The organism is Pelagibius sp., from assembly GCF_028289705.1.
Classification (GTDB): Bacteria; Pseudomonadota; Alphaproteobacteria; order Kiloniellales; family Kiloniellaceae; genus Pelagibius.
This window is the reverse complement of sequence record NZ_JANQOI010000136.1, coordinates 1-16,175: the sequence shown is the minus strand read 5'-3', so window position 1 is coordinate 16,175 and position 16,175 is coordinate 1. Positions and strand designations below refer to the sequence as shown.

At 65.1% G+C, this 16,175-nt stretch carries 14 protein-coding genes; 6 read left to right on the top strand and 8 right to left on the bottom strand.

What is annotated here, in order from left to right; all coding sequences use genetic code 11:
- Window positions 1-71 precede the first annotated feature (71 nt).
- From Q0996_RS17405 to Q0996_RS17385, 5 genes are all read right to left on the bottom strand, one after another.
- Window positions 72-3,572, bottom strand: coding sequence for an AsmA family protein (locus Q0996_RS17405; RefSeq protein WP_299622576.1), 3,501 nt, complete (start codon window positions 3,570-3,572; stop codon window positions 72-74).
- A 219-nt stretch (window positions 3,573-3,791) separates the two neighbouring features.
- Window positions 3,792-5,207 (bottom strand): FAD-binding oxidoreductase, encoded by a 1,416-nt coding sequence (locus tag Q0996_RS17400; RefSeq protein ID WP_299622573.1) that lies wholly within the window; start codon window positions 5,205-5,207, stop codon window positions 3,792-3,794.
- A 105-nt stretch (window positions 5,208-5,312) separates the two neighbouring features.
- A complete protein-coding gene (locus Q0996_RS17395; RefSeq protein ID WP_299622570.1) occupies window positions 5,313-6,620 on the bottom strand; it encodes a TRAP transporter large permease in 1,308 nt (435 codons plus the stop codon).
- A 14-nt stretch (window positions 6,621-6,634) separates the two neighbouring features.
- The gene (locus Q0996_RS17390) at window positions 6,635-7,156 is read right to left on the bottom strand and encodes a TRAP transporter small permease (RefSeq protein ID WP_299622567.1); all 522 of its coding nucleotides are present in this window, start codon (window positions 7,154-7,156) and stop codon (window positions 6,635-6,637) included.
- A gap of 162 nt (window positions 7,157-7,318) precedes the next feature.
- Window positions 7,319-8,329, bottom strand: a complete 1,011-nt coding sequence (locus Q0996_RS17385; protein WP_299622564.1) for a TRAP transporter substrate-binding protein — start codon at window positions 8,327-8,329, stop codon at window positions 7,319-7,321.
- 303 nt (window positions 8,330-8,632) lie between these two features.
- Here Q0996_RS17385 and Q0996_RS17380 point away from each other — a divergent pair, with 303 nt between their 5' ends.
- The 3 genes from Q0996_RS17380 (at window position 8,633) to Q0996_RS17370 (ending at window position 11,452) form a co-directional block, all read left to right on the top strand.
- A complete protein-coding gene (locus Q0996_RS17380) occupies window positions 8,633-9,361 on the top strand; it encodes a hypothetical protein (RefSeq protein ID WP_299622561.1) in 729 nt (242 codons plus the stop codon).
- A complete protein-coding gene (locus Q0996_RS17375; protein WP_299622558.1) occupies window positions 9,358-10,110 on the top strand; it encodes a hypothetical protein in 753 nt (250 codons plus the stop codon). The genes Q0996_RS17380 and Q0996_RS17375 overlap by 4 nt, the downstream gene beginning before the upstream one ends.
- A 160-nt stretch (window positions 10,111-10,270) precedes the next feature.
- Window positions 10,271-11,452, top strand: a complete 1,182-nt coding sequence (locus Q0996_RS17370) for an MFS transporter (RefSeq protein WP_299622555.1) — start codon at window positions 10,271-10,273, stop codon at window positions 11,450-11,452.
- Between the two features lie 21 nt (window positions 11,453-11,473).
- Here Q0996_RS17370 and Q0996_RS17365 read toward each other — a convergent pair whose 3' ends face one another.
- Entirely contained in the window at window positions 11,474-11,962 is a 489-nt protein-coding gene (locus Q0996_RS17365; RefSeq protein WP_367575672.1) for a phytanoyl-CoA dioxygenase family protein, read from the bottom strand.
- 32 nt (window positions 11,963-11,994) lie between these two features.
- Here Q0996_RS17365 and Q0996_RS17360 point away from each other — a divergent pair, with 32 nt between their 5' ends.
- The 3 genes from Q0996_RS17360 (at window position 11,995) to Q0996_RS17350 (ending at window position 14,247) form a co-directional block, all read left to right on the top strand.
- Window positions 11,995-12,531: a hypothetical protein gene (locus Q0996_RS17360; RefSeq protein WP_299622644.1), complete on the top strand. Its 537-nt coding sequence runs from the start codon at window positions 11,995-11,997 to the stop codon at window positions 12,529-12,531.
- A gap of 259 nt (window positions 12,532-12,790) precedes the next feature.
- Window positions 12,791-13,609 (top strand): pentapeptide repeat-containing protein, encoded by an 819-nt coding sequence (locus Q0996_RS17355; protein WP_299622552.1) that lies wholly within the window; start codon window positions 12,791-12,793, stop codon window positions 13,607-13,609.
- Complete coding sequence (locus Q0996_RS17350; protein ID WP_299622549.1) at window positions 13,609-14,247, top strand: nucleotidyltransferase domain-containing protein; 639 nt, start codon at window positions 13,609-13,611, stop codon at window positions 14,245-14,247. The genes Q0996_RS17355 and Q0996_RS17350 overlap by 1 nt, the downstream gene beginning before the upstream one ends.
- A gap of 371 nt (window positions 14,248-14,618) precedes the next feature.
- Here Q0996_RS17350 and Q0996_RS17345 read toward each other — a convergent pair whose 3' ends face one another.
- Both Q0996_RS17345 and Q0996_RS17340 read right to left on the bottom strand, forming a co-directional pair.
- Entirely contained in the window at window positions 14,619-15,179 is a 561-nt protein-coding gene (locus Q0996_RS17345; protein WP_299622546.1) for a winged helix DNA-binding protein, read from the bottom strand.
- Window positions 15,176-16,175 (bottom strand): hydantoinase B/oxoprolinase family protein (locus Q0996_RS17340; RefSeq protein ID WP_299622543.1); only part of this gene is annotated, 1,000 nt, incomplete at its 5' end. The genes Q0996_RS17345 and Q0996_RS17340, both read right to left, overlap by 4 nt.

Below are 16,175 nucleotides of genomic sequence, written 5' to 3'. Positions count from 1 at the left end.
GAAGGGTGTGGATTTGCAAACCCTTGAAACCAAACCATTCATTTCGAGGCAGGCTCTACGTCAGAATCGCCTTAACCGCCGAGGCCCTTCAGCAGGTTCTTCAGGCCGTCCTTCAGAATCTCTTCCGGCTTCAGGATCTCCGGCTGGCCGGCGGCGGCATCGGGGTCCTGCTGTGCCGGGTCCGCGCTCTCGGCCGCCGGTTCCTGGCGGCGCTGAAAGGGCTGGCCGGCGATGTTGATGCTGGGGCCGTCCAGGCTGCCGCGCAGCTTGGCGGTCAGATAGGCGGTCTGCGGGTCGCTGTCGCGGAAGACGTCGGTCTGGCTGTCGAGCTGCCAGGTCGGCAGGTCGATCCTGGCCGCGGTCAACGCCTCGGCGCTGCGCCCGCGCACCCGGGTGTCCTGGGTGGTCAGGACCCCCTGCTCGATGACGAAGGTGCCGTCGACCTTGGAGGCGGCACCGGCGAAGGCCCCGAACAGCAGCGTTGTGCTGTCGGCGATGCCGCGCACCTCCTTCACCTTCTGGCCCAGAATGTCGAGGATCAGCGCCCCCGCCTGCTCCTCGGCCTTGGCGGCCACGGTGACGGTGCCGTCGATCTTCCCGGTCCCGTTCAGGCTGTTGATGAGCGCCGCCTCGCTGGCGCCGCTGGCATTCAGGCTGCTCTCCAGGGTCAGCGGCCCGGAGAAGCGGTCGGTGTCGGCCAGTTCCCGCAACAGGGTCGCGAGATCGACCTCGATGGCGGTCACCGCCGCCGCCACCTCCAGGCCGCCCGGCGCGGACTCCCGCGCGTCGGCCTTGCCGGTGACCGAGAGGGCGCCGCCGTAGACCGTGGCGGTGAAGCGCTTGAGGTCCAGCAGGCCGTTCTCCAGGCCCGCCTCCAGCCGCGCCTGATCCAGCTTCGTGTTGTCCAGAAGGATGGCCGCCGACTGCAGGGTCACCGCGGCGTCGAAGGCGCGCAGGGCGGAGACGTCGATGGGTTCATCCGACCAGCGCGCATCGCGCCCGGAGGCCTGACGGCTGCGCGCGGTGTCGGACGCGCTTCCGCTGTTGGAACCGCTTGCCGCCTCGCGGTTGCCCGCGGCGGCGGGCGCCGCGAGGGCGGCCAACGGCAGGGCGCCGGTCTGCAGATCGGCGGTGATCCTGGGGCGGACGCCGGCCAGATCCAGGGCGAGGTCGCCGGCCAGGTCGGTGCGCGCGACCCTGCCCTCCAGCCCGCTCACCGCGAGGCTTTGGGCGGTGGCCGTGACCTGCCCCTTCAGATCGAGCGCCCCCAGCCCCGCCGGGATCTTCTCACCGGGCAGCAGCTCGCCCAGCAGCACGGTCAGGTCCGGGTGGCCCAGCGCCAGCGCCGACCGCAGCGCCGGCGGCCCCTGCGCGAGGTCGACGGCGCCCGCGGCCTGCAGCGTGCCGCCCAGCGCCGCCAGGCGCTGATCGAAGCGCACCACCTGCCGATTGCCGTTCACCGCGCCGGTCAGCGTGAAGGACTCCAGCGGCAGTTGACCCTGGGCCGGCAGGTCCAGCGTCCTCATCAGCCGCGACAGGGAGGTCACGGAGATATCGAGAGAGCCGTCGAAGGAGGGTTCCCGGGCCACATTGGCGAGACTTCCGGCAAAGCGTCCGCCGGCACCGGCAAGGTCCACGAGGGAGGCCTCGCGCACCACCAGGCCGCCGCGCTGCAAGGTCGCATCCAGACGCAGCCCGTCGAACCCGAGGCCCTGGTAGGTGAGCGCGCCGACCCGCATGTCGATGTTGGCATCGAAGTCGTCGAGGAAGGCCAGGGCGGAGGTCTTCGCCGGCTGGGAGCCCGGATCTGCGTCCTCCGCTCCCTCCGTGGCGGGCGCTTCCGCGCCGGCTTGGCCGGCGGACCCATTCGCGTCTTCTTGCGCCGCCCCGTCCGGGCCCGCCTTGGGCAGATAGGCATCGAGGTTGACGCGGTCGATGGCAAGACCGACCCCCAGGCCCGGCCGCTCCCGCAAGGCCAGGGCGACACCACCGGTCACCTGGCTGACATCCAGGCGCAGATCGATGTCGCGCAGAGTGACCTGCCGCGGGTTGGCCTCGATGGCGGTCTTCAGCGACATCCGGCGCAGGCGGTCGGCGGGAACCGCTTCGATCTCCACGCCCAGCCAGCGCAGCAGCGCCCGCAGGTTGTCCGCCGCCGCGGCGATCCGGCCGTTGAAGGCGGGCGCGGCATCGACGCTCTTCAGGGTCCCGGAGAAGGACAGGTCTGAGCCGCCGGGCAGCGCCGCCGTGAGCCTCTCCACCGTGACCGCGCCATCCTGCAGGCGCAGGCTCGCATCGAGATTGCGGGCGAACTGTTCGCGGTAGACCAGGGTTTCCACCGCCAGGGTCAGCTCGGCGGTGACGTCTTCCGGCAGCGCAAAGGAGGGATCATCCGCTGTGGATGCGCCGGCCTGCGGCGCCGGGCTCGCAGGAGCCGGCGGGCGCGCGCCGCCCTCCTGATCCTGGCCGGTGGCGGCAGCGGCAGTCTCCCCAGCGGTGAAGGCCGCCAGCAGGCTGTCCAGATCGACCCGGGTGCCCGCCAGCTTGGCGGTGACGTCCGGGACATCGCCCAAGACCACTTTGCTCTCGCCCTTCAGACTGATCTCGCCGAGCTGCAAGGTGACATCAGCCGCCTCCGCTTCGCTGGGGCTGGCGCTGACCTCCGCTTCCAGGGCAAAGGGCTGCGCCAGGGCGGCATGGCGCGGCGGTGCCTGATCGGGGCCGAGAACGGAGGCCAGCAGACCGGCCAGGGACTTGCCCTGGGCCTGCAGCCGGCCGCGCAGGGTGCGCAGGTCCTCATGGCGCGACAGGGCGCCGGAGAACTGGGTCGAGGCGCCGGCCTCAGGCAGCCGCAATGCGAAGGAGAGGGCCGTCGCGCCGGCGTCGCGCATACGGCCCAGGCTGACGTCGAATTCGCCCAGAATGTCCTGATATGCGGCGCTGCCGCTGACGACGAAGGGCCCGGCCAGGCTCTCCGCCGCCAGCTCGGCATTGAGGTCGGTCAGCCGCTCCTCGACGCCGGCGACGGCATCGCGGTAGAGCAGGGTTCCCCCCTCGACGATGAAGCTGTCGACACGGATGGCGTCGTCACCGCTGCCGACCGGGTCGGACGGGGTCGCGCCGGGGCCCGGCAGGGGGGCGCCGGCTGCGGGGTCCGACGCTTGATCCGCTGGCGCGTCGGCGGAGCGGAAATCCCAGTTGCGGCGGCCGTCCGGCAGAACCTCCAGGACAACCCGCGGCTCCACCAGCGTGACCGTCTCGACCAGAACCTGTTGCTTGAGGAGCGGAAACAGCGCCACCTTGATGCGCAGTTCCTCGAGCTGGATCATCTGCGCGCTGCCGCCGCCCTCGACATTGGCCAGGCTGACTTGGCCGGCGGAGAAGGCCGGCCTGGGCAGGAGCTGCAGGCTGACGTCACCGACGATCACCAGGTCGCGCCCGGTGAGGCGGCGGACCTCCTCGGCGATTCGCCCCTTCTCCGCGTTCCAGTCCCAGAAACTCGGCAGAATCAGCAGGCAGGCGGTCAGGAGCACCAGGATCGCGACGACCGAAAGAGCGAGCTTCTTTACCAACCTTCCTCGCTACTCCTCGTCTCTCTCGCCTGGCCATGGCGGGCCGTGCAAAGGGGTTCCTTGCCGCAAAGCTACTCCCATTGCCGCGGTCCGGCAAAGCCGAAGGCGGGCGGGAGCGCATCGGAGCTCGCAACCGGGCTTGCGCAAAAGTGGTAAAGCCGCGCGCCGAGGTCAAGAACCACGGCTGCCGGCACGGTCCGATCAGCCAGCGTGGCCCGATCAGACCGTGAGGATCTTTCCCGGGTTCATCAGGTTCTCGGGGTCGAGGGCCAGCTTCACCTGCCGCATGACGCCGACGGCCTCGCCGTGTTCGGCCTGGAGGAAGGCCATCTTGCTGGAGCCGACCCCGTGCTCGCCGGTGCAGGTGCCGCCCATGGCCAGCGCGCGCATGACCATGCGCTCGTTCACCGCCTTGGCCTTTTCCAGGTCCTCCGGATCGTCCGGGTCGAGAACGAAGGTGAGATGGAAGTTGCCGTCGCCAACGTGGCCGACGATGGGCGCCAGCACACCGGTCTCGTCGATGTCCTTGCGGGTCTCCAGAATGCACTCGGCGAGGCGCGAGATCGGCACACAGACATCGGTCGCCCAGCCCATGCCGCCGGGCTTCAAAGCCAGGTTCGCGAACCAGACGTCATGGCGCGCCTGCCACAGCCGGTTGCGGTCTTCCTGTTTAGTGGCCCACTGGAACCCGCTGCCGCCGTATTCTTCCGCGATCGCGCCCGCCATCTCTGCCTGCTCCTGCGCCCAGGCCTCGGTGCCGTGGAACTCGAAGAAGAGGGTCGGCTGGACCGGCAGGTCGAGATTCGAATAGCGGTTCACCGAGTCGATCTGATGCTCGTCCAGCAGTTCGATGCGGGCCACCGGAATGCCGGATTGGATGGTGAGGATCACCGTGTCGACGGCGCCGGCCAGGGTCTCGAAGGAACAGACCGCCGCGGTCATGGCCTCGGGGATGCCGTAGAGGCGCAACTGCACCTCGGTGATCACCCCCAGGGTGCCCTCGGAGCCGACGAAGAGCCGCGTCAGGTCGTAGCCGGCCGAGGACTTGCGCGCCCGCCCGCCGGTGCGGATCACCCGGCCGTCGGCCAGCACCACCGTCAGGCCCATGACGTTGTCGCGCATGGTGCCGTAGCGCACGGCATTGGTGCCGGAGGCCGAGGTCGCGGCCATTCCGCCGAGAGAGGCATCGGCGCCGGGGTCGATGGGAAAGAACAGGCCGGTGTCGCGAAGGTAGGTGTTCAGGGTCTTGCGGGTGACGCCGGCCTGCACCCGGCAGTCGAGGTCCGCCTCGTTGACCTCCAGGATCTCCTGCATGCCGCTGAGGTCGATGCAGACGCCGCCCTGGGGGGCCTGGATCTGCCCTTCCAGGGAGGTGCCGGTGCCGAAGGGAATGACCGGGCGCTTGTGCTCGGCGCAGAGCTTGACGATGGCCGCCACCTCTTCGGTGGACTGGGCGAAGGCCACCGCATCCGGCGCCTCCATGGCGTGGAATGAGGTGTCCTTGCCGTGATGCTCACGCACCGCCCGGGCGGTGGAAAAGCGCTCGCCGAGCAGGGCGCGCAGCGCATCGAACAGCGCGTCTTCCGCCTGGTTGCTGCCGCCGGACTCGGGGCTCGTGGGAGCCGGATCTGCCATGGTCTCATGTCCTCTGCGAACTGCCGCAGTATAGCAGATTAGCGTGCGGCAGCCGCAAACCAAGCCCCAAGGCGGACCAGCTTTCAGACCAGAGGGCAGCCGGGTTCAGGGACCGGCGCGCATCTGGGAGGGCAGCCAGGTGGCGATCTCGGGAAAGGCCACCACCAGCACCACGGCCAGCACCATGATGCCGAACATCGGCAGGGCGGCGCGGGCGATGTAGGGCATCTCGTGATGGGTCATGCCCTGGAGGACGAAGAGGTTGAAGCCCACCGGCGGGGTGATCTGCGCCATCTCCACCACGATCACCAGGAAGATGCCGAACCACAGCATGTCGAAGCCGGCCTGGCGCACCATGGGCTCCACCACCGCCATGGTCAGCACCACCGCGGAGATGCCGTCCAGGAAGCAGCCAAGGACGATGTAGAAGACCGTCAGCACCACGATCAGCATCATGGGTGTCAGTTCCAGGGAGGCGATCCAGGCGGCCAGGTTGCGCGGCAGGCCGGTGAAGCCCATGGCCAGCGACAGGAAGGCCGCGCCGCCGAGGATGAGGGCGATCATGCTGGAGGTGCGGGTCGCCCCCATGAGGCTCTCGATGAAACTCTCGCGGGTGAGCGATCCCTGCAGGAAGGAGAGGATCAGGGCGCCGACGACACCCAGCACGGCGGCCTCGGTGGCCGTGGCGAAGCCGGCATAGATCGAGCCCAGCACCCCGACGATCAGCGCGATGACCGGCAGCAGCGACAGCGAGGCGCGCAGTTTCTGCATGAAACTCATGGCCGCCTCCTTGGGCGGCATGGACTCGGGGTTCAAGAGCGCCTTGACGCCGATGTAGCCCATGAACAAGAGCGCCAGCATGATGCCGGGAAAGACCCCGGCCATGAACAGGCCGGCGATGGACTCGTTCACCGTGACCCCGTAGACGATGAGGATGATGGAGGGCGGGATCAGCAGGCCGAGGGTGCCGGCGCCGGCCAGGGTGCCGATGATCATGCGCTCTGGATACTCGCGCCGCCGCAGTTCGGGGATCGACATCTTCCCCACGGTCACGACGGTGGCCGCCGAGGAGCCGGAGATGGCGGCGAAGAGCGCGCAGCCCGCCACGTTGACGTGCAGCAGGCGCCCGGGCAGACGCCCCAGCCAGGGCGCGAGGCCCTTGAAGAGGTCTTCGCTGAGTTTCGTTCGAAACAGGATCTCCCCCATCCAGATGAACAGCGGCAGGGCCGTCAGGGTCCAGGAGGAGGAAGCGCTCCAGATGGTGGTGACCATGGCGTCGCCGGCCGGCCGCGTGGTGAACAGCAGCATGCCGGTGAGCGCGACGCCGAGCAGCGACAGACCGACCCAGACGCCGGTGCCCAGCAGGAAGAAGAGGACGGTCAGGAAGACCAGGGTGAGGACGAGCTGTTCCATGTTCCCCGCGCCTCCTATTCCGTGCTCTGGTCGGCAGTCACCGGCGCACCCAGCGCGACGGAGATCAGGCGGTCGACCAGGGCAATGGCCAGCAGCACCGCACCCACGGCCATGCCGATCTGCGGGATCCACAGCGGGATGGCGTCGGAGCCCTCGCTGATGTCCCCCAGCATGTGGGAGACGCGGACCATCTTCACGCTGAACCAGGCGAGGTAGCAGGCGAAGAAACTGCCGGCGGCCAGACACCAAAGCTCGGCGATGCGCCGGCGCGTGTCGCTCAGCCGGCCGAGGAACAGATTGACGCGGATGTGGCCGCCCTTGCCCAGGGTGTAGGCCAGCGCCAGGAAGGAGGAGGAGGCCATGGCATAGCCGGCATATTCCGACAGGCCCGGCACGAAGATCCCCAGCCACCGCGAGACGATGCTGGCCAGCACCAGGACAGCGATGGAGACGAGGAACAGGCCGGCCAGCGCCCCACCGGCCAGGTAGAGGCGGTCAAGCGCCACGCGCAAGCCACCGGTGATGCCCCCTTGCATCGATGGTCCCCCCGTTCGAAGTATCGGCGTTCGAAGTGAGCGGCGTCCTGCCGGCGTCCCCGGCCGTTGCGGCCAGGCTCCGCGGCATCGCCGGCCAGGCAACAAAGGTCCGGAAAGGGCGGCTCTTGGCGGCCGCCCTTCCCGTTCCCGGTTACGCGGTTCTTACATCGCTTTGTAGGCGTCGATCACGGCCTGACCCTCGGCACCGGCCTTTTCCAGCCACTCCTTGGTCATGGTCGCGCCGATGGACTCGAAGTCCGCTTTCAGGGAGTCGCTCGGCGGGCCGACTTCCATGCCGTTGGCCGCCAGTTGCTCCTTGTACCAGTCGGCCAGTTCGCGGGCCTTGTTCCAGCCCGCCTGCTCGGCCTTGCCCGCCTCGTCCATGACGATCTTCTGGAGATTCGCGTCGAGGTCGTTCCAGGCCGCCTTGTTGGCGATCACCATGTTCTTCGGCAACCAGGCCTGGACGTCGTACCAGTACTTCACATGCTCCCAGATCTTGCGGTCGTAGCCCGTGGAGCCGGAGGAGATCATGCTCTCCGCCACGCCGGTGGCGAAGGCCTGGGTCAGCTCGGCGGCTTCGATCTTGGTCGGCACCGCACCCATCAGTTCCGCCAGACGAGAGGTCGCGGCGTTGTAGGCCCGGAACTTCACGCCCTTCATGTCGGAGGCCGCGTTGACGGCGGTCTTGTTGTACAGCCCCTGGGGCGGCCAGGGCACGGCGTAGAGCAGGACCAGCCCCGCCTTGTCCAGAGTCTCTTCCAGTTTCGGCTTGGAGGCCTGATAGAGCTTCCAGGAGTCGTCGAAACTGGTCGCCAGGAACGGCAGGGCATCGATCTCGAACAGCGGGTCCTCGTTGCCCAGCGCGGAAATCAGGCGTTCGCCGATGGGCGCCTGGCCGGTGCGGATGGCGCGGTAGATTTCCCCGCCCTTGAACAGCGATCCGCCGGGATGGGCGACGATTTCAAGCGCGCCGCCGGTAGCCTTGGTGACCGCCTCGGCGAACTTGGCCGCGTTCTCGGAATGATAGTTGCTGGCCGCATAGGCGAGCGGCATGTCCCACTTCTCCGCCGCCCAGGCGGTCGAGCCCGCCAGAATGACAGCGGCGGCCGCAATCCCCCCCAGGGCGCTGCGCCCGAAGGAACGCCCGAAGGATTGATGAAAACTCGTCATGTTGTTCTCCCTGTTTGGCCTCTTGCGGCGGCTGAAGCCCCGCGCATCTCTTGTCCCCCGATGGTCCGGGGTTGATGCCTGACTTTAGCTTTGGCCGCTGCATTCAGGCAACCAACGCCCAACAATGACATTTTATCGATAAATTATCAACATTTTCTTTTTAAAGCTCTTGCCCGGTGTTGTTGGCCCTAAGCGCAGAGGCTTGGACCGCCCAAACGGATTGCAGCAACCAGGACTTCGCATCGCCAATGAGAGCCGCTAAACTCCCGCGTGCAAGAAGCAGGGGATCGGGCGACTTCAGGTATGAGCTCTCAGGACGAAGCGGCGGCGAGTCGGCCGGCGGAGACCCGCGCGGTCGAGCTCGGAGCCTTTCAATCCCCCATCAGCCTGGCCGCCCGGGACGGCGGCGGCGTTGTGTTCCCCAGCGGCTTCCTGGGTCCCGCATTCTATTTGCCGGAATGGGAGTTCATTCGGTTCTGTTCGAGAATCCATCCCTATGAGCCGGAGTCAAACCCGCGTTCGTGGTGGCACAGACTGGCTGTCCGCCCATCGCGCTTTCAGCAGATCGTCATTGCCGTCGTGACCATGGCCGTACTGGTGGGACTGGGCAGACTGGGCGTGCTGGACCGCGGCGATTTCGTGTTCGGGCTGGCCTTATACCTGCTCTGCGGCTTCTACTTGGGACTCTGGACTGGGGTCGTCGCGCGGCCGCGCAAGGTCGCGGAGCTCTACCCCACCGCGGTGCGTTTGCCGTTCTACGCCCACTGGTGGCAACACATCACCATCGTCATGGTGACGGCCGGGAAATCGCTGTTCCGCAATCCGCTCTGGATGCTCCTGTTACACGCGTTTTTTGCCTACATCCTCTATCGGGGCTACGGCGACGGGCTTTTGCATCCTCTTTTGGCCGCCGGCACTCTTCCGGTTTTTGCCGTGCGGATCGGCTATCAGTTGGTCATTCTCGTATCCCTCGTCGTAGTCCGGTTGCGGCTCGGCCGCATGCCGACCGCCGAAGACGTGCAGCCCCTATGACCGGCCCAACGACCGGCCAAGCGCAAAGGACCGCCGGACTGTTCAGCCGCCAACGAGCGCAGCAGATCTTCCTGCACAGCGCCACGCTGCCGCTGAAGCAGGGCGGCGGGCTGGTCTTTCCTCTGGGATTGCTGGGCACCGGCTACCGCCTCGACGAATGGCAGTTCGACCGCTTCCGCGCCAACCTGGATCAATCCTTTCTCGGCGGGCGGGCGAAGCTCCAGCGCCGGGCCGCGATTGCGGCTTTGGCTTTTGTCGGGCTCACCCTCTGCGCCTTCCTCGTGGCGATCATTCTGCTGCTCAGAGACCCTGAGGCCTTCATCCGGGTCTTCGGACCTCTGATCGAGGAACCCGTCCTCCTGACCCTGGTGATCGCCGCGCCCCTTGCCGTCCTTTTCGGCATCATGGCCTACCCGGTCTACCGACAACGCGCGCGCTTTCTGGAGCAGTTCCCCGGGGCGCCGCAGGTCTCACGCTTCGCCCACCTGCGACGCAGGCTGCTGGGCTGGGCGGTCGGCACCGGAATCAATCCTTCAGTCCTCTTCTTCATCGCCATCGCCTGGGTGCTGCTTGCCGTCCTCTGGCTGCTGCTCGTGGCGATTGCCGGAGACCTCCAGGCCATGCGCCTTGCCGTGGGCCTCGGCTATCTTCTCATGGGCCTTGGATTTGGCAGCATGTCCTGGGCGCCTTGGTCGTTCCGCCGCCGCCACGGCCGGCCGGCGACGACGGAGGATCTGGGGCCGGTGTAGCGACCACGGCCCGTCGGCGGGCCGTCGTCCGCGAGAGCAGCCAGAGCGTCCGAGCGTCCGTCGGGAGAGCCCGCGCCGCCAGACGCGCAGGTCGCAACCGGAGAGGAGGGTTGCAGAAATCGGATATCCCGGGGGCGGCAATCCGTGGCATCGTCGGCCGATGGACGACGCCCGCACAGACTGGCTTTGTGTTGCCGCCCTCATCGCCTGCATCGGCGTCTTCGGCCTGGCCCTCGGCCTGACCTACCCGCTGCTGTCGTTGATGATGGCCGAGGCCGGCATGAGCGACTTCATGATCGGCCTGAACGGCGCCATGACCGGCGTCGGCCTGGTGCTCTCCACCTTCTTCCTGCCGGGCGCCATCCGCCTGTTCGGCGCCTTTCGCATCCTCGTCGCCGGGCTCGTGATCGCCGCCGGGGGGATGCTGCTGTTCCCGGTCAGCGATCCCACCACCCATTGGTACCCGCTGCGCATCGTTCTCGGCGCGGCCTTGAACGCCATCTTCGTGATCTCCGAGGCCTGGCTGAATTCGGTGACCGCCGAGCACATCCGCGGCCGGGTCATCGGCGTCTACGCCACGGTGATGGCAGCGGGCTTCGCCCTCGGCCCGCTGCTGCTGGTCGCCCTGGGCGGCGCCGGCCTCGCACCCTTCCTGGTGGGAGCGGCCATCGTCGGCGGCTCGGTGCTGGCCATGCTGCCGTTGAGGGGCCGCGAGGCACCGGGCCTCAGAGGCATGGACCTGGCCGCCCTGGCGCGCTTCCTGCGGGTCGGCGCGCTGCTGACCGGGGTGGTTCTGGTCTTCGCCTTCTATGACGCGGCGGTCATGACCCTCTTGCCGGTCTACATGCTGCGCTCCGGCTTTTCCGCCGACATCGGCGCCGCCGCCCTCTCCGCCCTGATGCTGGGCATGGTGGCGGCGCAGTATCCCGTGGGCTGGCTGCTCGACCGCTTCCCGCGCCCCGGCGTGATCGTCGGCTGCGGGCTGGTGGCGGCGGCGAGCTGTGCCCTGCTGCCGCTCTCCCTCGGCCACGACTGGCTGCTCTGGCCGGTGCTGGTGATCCAGGGCGGCGCCAGCTTCGCCCTCTACACCGGCGCCCTGACCGTGCTGGGGGAGCGCTTTCGCGGCAGCCTCCTGCTGGCCGGCTCGGCCTGCTTCGCCTTCGTCTACGGCATCGGCGGCGGTGCCGGCCCGCTGGCCGGCGGCTCCACACTGCAAGGCCTCGGCCCCGATGCCATGATGCTGCTCTTCGCCGCGGTCTTCCTCGCGCTCGCGGTTGCGGTGCTGCGCCTGCCCCTCACACAGGCGCAGGACAAAGGCGCCGCCGTAACCGAGACCACTTGACCGGCAGCGACGAACGGTAGGCTATGCCCTGGCCGCCTCGTGGCCGATGGTGAAGTCGTTCCTGCCGCTGCGGTCGACACCGCGCAGCAGCCAAAGGGGCCGCGTCGCGAAGTCGACGTGCAGGCCGATCTGCGAGCCGGGTTTGAAGAGGTCCCGGTCGAAGTGTGAAGTGGCGGGCATGTAGCGGATCGCCAATCCCGCGCGCCGCTTCGGCGAACGGTTAGGGTTGGACCCGTGGATGATATGCACGTCATGCAGCGAAAGCTGACCGGCCCCCAGTTCCACATCCAATTCGGTCTCTTCGTTCAGGCACTGCGGATCGATGCCGCGGTTCAGCACCAGGCCGTCGCGGTCCTCGCGCAGATGCGGATGCAGGGTCTTGGACTGATGGGACCCGGGGATGACACGCAGGCAGCCGTTCTCCACCGTCGAGTCGTCCAGCGCCAGCCAGGCGGTGCAGGTGGCCAGCGGCCTGATCGGCCAATAGTGGCCATCCTGATGCCAGGGCACCTCCAGCCCGTCGCCCCCGGTTTGCAGAAGATATGGCAGCCCCAGAGGATGATGTCCTCGCCGATGAGCTGCGCCACGATGTCCAGAATGCCGGGCTCGCGGGCGATCTCGAAAAAGGCGCTGTGGCCGCGCACGCCCTCTTCGTTGATGCCACTGACATGGGCGCTGACCAGATGCTCCGGGCGCACGCCGGGATTGTCCGCAATGACCTGGTCGAGGGCCGCGCGCAGCGCCGCCAGCCGCTCCGCCGGCAGACGATAGCGCGGCACCAGCACGCCGTCGCGGCGGTAGCGCGCTACTTCCTCTTGGGTCAGTGCGGCCATGGTGTTGCGCTGCCTCTTGCCAAGTCCGATAAGCTTGCGACGGAACGCGGTAGGCGTGCAAGCGGGGCCTCGCCCCTTGTATGCTTGCTGGACCTCCAGAAACTGGCATCAACATCGAATGCGACAGGTTTGGCTCCCAAAATCACTCGCGAGCGCAAATTCCAAGCATTCGTGTTTAAATCTTCGGTTGACCTGAAGACAATATTCATTCGTGATACGACTACTGGTCGATGCAGCCACATCTAGACAGTTCTGAACTTTTCGCAGCATAGCCAGATATGATGTGGGCGACGGTATTGCACACCTCATCGGGATCTACAGTCCTTGTTACAAAGGGTGAAGTGCTTCGAGGAGGCTTTATGTGTATCTGTACAAGGTCCGGCACTAGGAAGGTTCAAATAGCACAATCGGCTGATTGTCAGATAGATGCCATTGCCATTTGGACTTCAGGCCATAAAGACCGCAAGCCGGACTCAAACACCTTATCCGAGCTGGGTTGCAAGACATGAACCAACCTCTTCAACCAAGCCACAGGGTAATTAAAATCGACTGTGCTATTGCACACGACTTGACTCGTGAAGAATTTCGCAACCATCAATTTCAGCGCTTAGTAGCCATGGGCAAGAGGTTTACAAAGTGCGATTTTAGCTCTTCAGAATTTGAAGCCGCCTATCTAAGGAACTGCACATTTGACTCCTGCGACTTCACAGGATGCAAATTTACAAACTCAAATCTGCGCGGTAGCAGATTTGCCGGCTGCAAATTCGACTATGCGCAGTTTTCCAACACTCACGTAGAGCCGGAAATACTAGATACAGGATGCCCTGGACACGAGAATCTACAGCAAGGTTTCGCTCGAACTCTCAGATTAAATTTCCACCAAATCGGCGATGCTACGGCCGCAAACAAAGCCATAAAAGTAGAGCTGTCGGCTACTCGCATTCATTTGCAGAAGGCTTGGTATTCACGAGAGTCGTATTTCAGAAAAAAGTATTCCGGCCTCCATAGAGCCAAAAAGTTCGTTGAATGGCTTAATTTTGTCATCTTGGATTTCTTCTGGGGCAATGGAGAAAGTCCTATCAGGCTTCTGCGCTCACTGGTGATTCTGATTTTCTTGATTGCGTTAGGCGATGTCTATTTTCTCAGGGATGGCTGTATCCTATCAAGTTATTCCGCTGCTATATTGCAAGCTCCCGAAGTGTTACTAGGCATAACCAAGCCTGCAGATTTTTGGGGTATAGCCTTAGCTGGCATTGCCAGTCTTCGCTACATCATAATTGCCTGTTTGGTTTCAATCCTTATCAAAAGACTGAGCCGGCGATAATGCACATCTATGCTTTTGGATCGATCTGCCGCGGAGATATCTCGGTCGAGTCTGACATTGATCTTTTGGCTTTGGTGGAGAGCCGTGATCCAAGGCTCGACCCGCAAAAATTCTCAATCTACTCGTACAAGCGTATTGGCGAGTTATGGGCGACCGGAAACGCTTTCGCCTGGCATCTAGCGCTTGAAAGCAAGCTCGTCCACTCGGAGGACGGAAGAGATTTCCTAAAGGGATTAGGAATGCCATCGGACTATATTAGTGTAGTAGAAGATTGCCGCCGATTTCGGGAGATTTTTGAATCAGCTCTCTTGTCTGTCCAACAGGACACTCCCAGTTTGGTGTTTGAGCTTTCAACCGTGTTTCTAGCTATAAGAAACACTGCGACCTGCTTTTCGTTAGCGATGTCGCCAAATCCAACATTTGGCAGAGACTCTGCTCGCAAACTTGGTCGGCGAAGTATCCCAATATCGGATAATGTCTATTCGACCTTGATGCAGGCTCGTCTATTGTCTACGCGCGGGGTAGGCGATGATATTGCCGAGATCAATATGCACTCACTACTGAACGAACTTGAAAGCTGTCGGCTTTGGATGAACGAGTTGTGTTTGGAGGCTGAAGCAAATGGACGAATTTGTTAGCAGAATGGCCACTCAGCGACATGTACTAAACGTCGTCAATCGAAACGTTATCTTGTCGGAGAAACTGTTCGGTCTCTCATCTGATGCAATCGAAAGATGGGTAGTTGCAAATCGCATTGAACCAGCGTCAGAAATTGTTCAGCTGCTGAAGCGAATTTCGTCAGAGCTATTCTTCATGGCGACACGAAGTCAAGAACCTGTAAGTGCAGAATATGAGCTTCGCCGACAACAGATAATTGACTCCGTGTCGGCTCTTGAGAACGTCGTGTAGCGATTCGTCGTGATACACAATCTAAAGAAGTCCGAATTGAGCGATACGCGATAAACCGAAGCACCCCTGCTGGGCAGCCCAAGTTACCAGAACAAACACTCTAAAGACTCGTCGCCGCTCTTGCCGCCTGGTCGTAGAGCCCGGAAAGGGCACGCAGGAGGTCGGCGGCCTGGCCGATTTCGGCGTTGAGGTCGTCGCCCTGGCCGCCGGCGAAGACGCTGAAGGCGTTCACCAGGCAGGCCTCCCGCACCTCGCGGTACTTCAGGCAGAGCGCCTCGCCCTCTTCGGTGGTGGCGTAGAAGATCTCCTTGCCGCGCTTGTCGCCGGCCACCAGGCCCAGGCGGGTCAGCTTCTTCAGGGCGTAGTTCACGGTGTGGCTGTCTTCGATGTTGAGGACAAAGCAGATGTCGGCCAGGCGCTTGTCGCGGGCGCGGTGGTTCACGGTGTGCACCACCATCACGTCCAGCGGCCCCAGCTCCGGCTGACCGGCCGCCGCCATGCAGCGGACGATCCAGCGCTCGAAAGCGTTGGAGGCGATGTAGAGGCCGTACTCGAAGGCGCTGAGCTCGGCGGCCCGTTCCGACACCAGATGCGCCGAGGAGACGATCGCCTGGCGGCCGCCGTCCTTCGCGGCAGGTGCCTTCTTCGCCTTGCCGCTCATTCCGCCGCCTCCGCCCGTTCGGCCGCCCGGCCAAAGCCGCCGCCGCCGGGGGTTTCGATCATGAAGACGTCGCCGGCCTTCATCTCCGTCTCGTCGCTGCCCTTCAGTTCGTCGACCCCGCCGTCGGCCCGGAGCACCGCGTTGCGGCCGCGCTGCCCTGCCCCGCCCCCGTCCAGCCCATAGGGGTCGGTGGCCCGATGCAGCGAGAGGATGGTGGCGGTCATCGGCTCCAGGAAGCGCATGCGCCGGATCACGCCGTCGCCGCCCTGGTATTTGCCGGCGCCGCCGGAGCCGTGGCGGATGCGGAAGGCCTCCAGCCTAACCGGGAAGCGCCACTCCAGCACCTCCGGGTCGGTCATGCGGGTATTGGTCATGTGGGAGTGCACGGCGGAAGTCCCGTCGTGGTCCGGCCCGGCGCCGGTGCCGCCGCAGATGGTCTCGTAGTTCTGGTAGCGCTCGTTGCCGTAAACGAAGTTGTTCATGGTGCCCTGGGCCGAAGCCAGCACGCCCAGCGCCCCATAGAGCGCATCGGTGATGCACTGGGAGACCTCGGTGTTGCCGGAGATCACGGCGGCCGGATACTCGGGGCTGATCATGGAGCGTTCGGGGATCTTCAGCTTCAGCGGTTTCAGGCAGCCTTCGTTCAGCGGGATCTCGTCCTCCACCAAGGTGCGGAAGACATAGAGCACCGCCGCCTTGCAGACCGCCGTCGGCGCGTTGTAGTTGCCGCGGTCCTGGGGCGAGGTGCCGGTGAAGTCGATGGTCGCCTCCCGCGCCGCCTTGTCCACGGTGATCTTCACCTGGATTTGGCTGCCGTTGTCCAGCGGGTAGGTGAACTCCCCGTCCTTCAGCACGTCCAGGACCCGGCGCACCGACTCCTCGGCGTTGTCCTGCACATGGCGCATATAGGCCTGCACCACGTCGAAGCCGAAGTGGGCGAGCATCTTGCGCACCTCCTGCACGCCGGTTTCGTTGGCGGCGATCTGGGCGCCGAGG

Coding starts and splice junctions, on each gene's coding strand:
- Q0996_RS17370 (WP_299622555.1), top strand. CDS start 10,271: ATGGACGACGCCCGCACAGACTGGCTTTGTGTTGCCGCCCTCATCGCC.
- Q0996_RS17375 (WP_299622558.1), top strand. CDS start 9,358: ATGACCGGCCCAACGACCGGCCAAGCGCAAAGGACCGCCGGACTGTTC.
- Q0996_RS17345 (WP_299622546.1), bottom strand. CDS start 15,179: ATGAGCGGCAAGGCGAAGAAGGCACCTGCCGCGAAGGACGGCGGCCGC.
- Q0996_RS17350 (WP_299622549.1), top strand. CDS start 13,609: ATGCACATCTATGCTTTTGGATCGATCTGCCGCGGAGATATCTCGGTC.
- Q0996_RS17400 (WP_299622573.1), bottom strand. CDS start 5,207: ATGGCAGATCCGGCTCCCACGAGCCCCGAGTCCGGCGGCAGCAACCAG.
- Q0996_RS17380 (WP_299622561.1), top strand. CDS start 8,633: ATGAGCTCTCAGGACGAAGCGGCGGCGAGTCGGCCGGCGGAGACCCGC.
- Q0996_RS17385 (WP_299622564.1), bottom strand. CDS start 8,329: ATGACGAGTTTTCATCAATCCTTCGGGCGTTCCTTCGGGCGCAGCGCC.
- Q0996_RS17395 (WP_299622570.1), bottom strand. CDS start 6,620: ATGGAACAGCTCGTCCTCACCCTGGTCTTCCTGACCGTCCTCTTCTTC.
- Q0996_RS17390 (WP_299622567.1), bottom strand. CDS start 7,156: ATGCAAGGGGGCATCACCGGTGGCTTGCGCGTGGCGCTTGACCGCCTC.
- Q0996_RS17360 (WP_299622644.1), top strand. CDS start 11,995: ATGGCAGCCCCAGAGGATGATGTCCTCGCCGATGAGCTGCGCCACGAT.
- Q0996_RS17355 (WP_299622552.1), top strand. CDS start 12,791: ATGAACCAACCTCTTCAACCAAGCCACAGGGTAATTAAAATCGACTGT.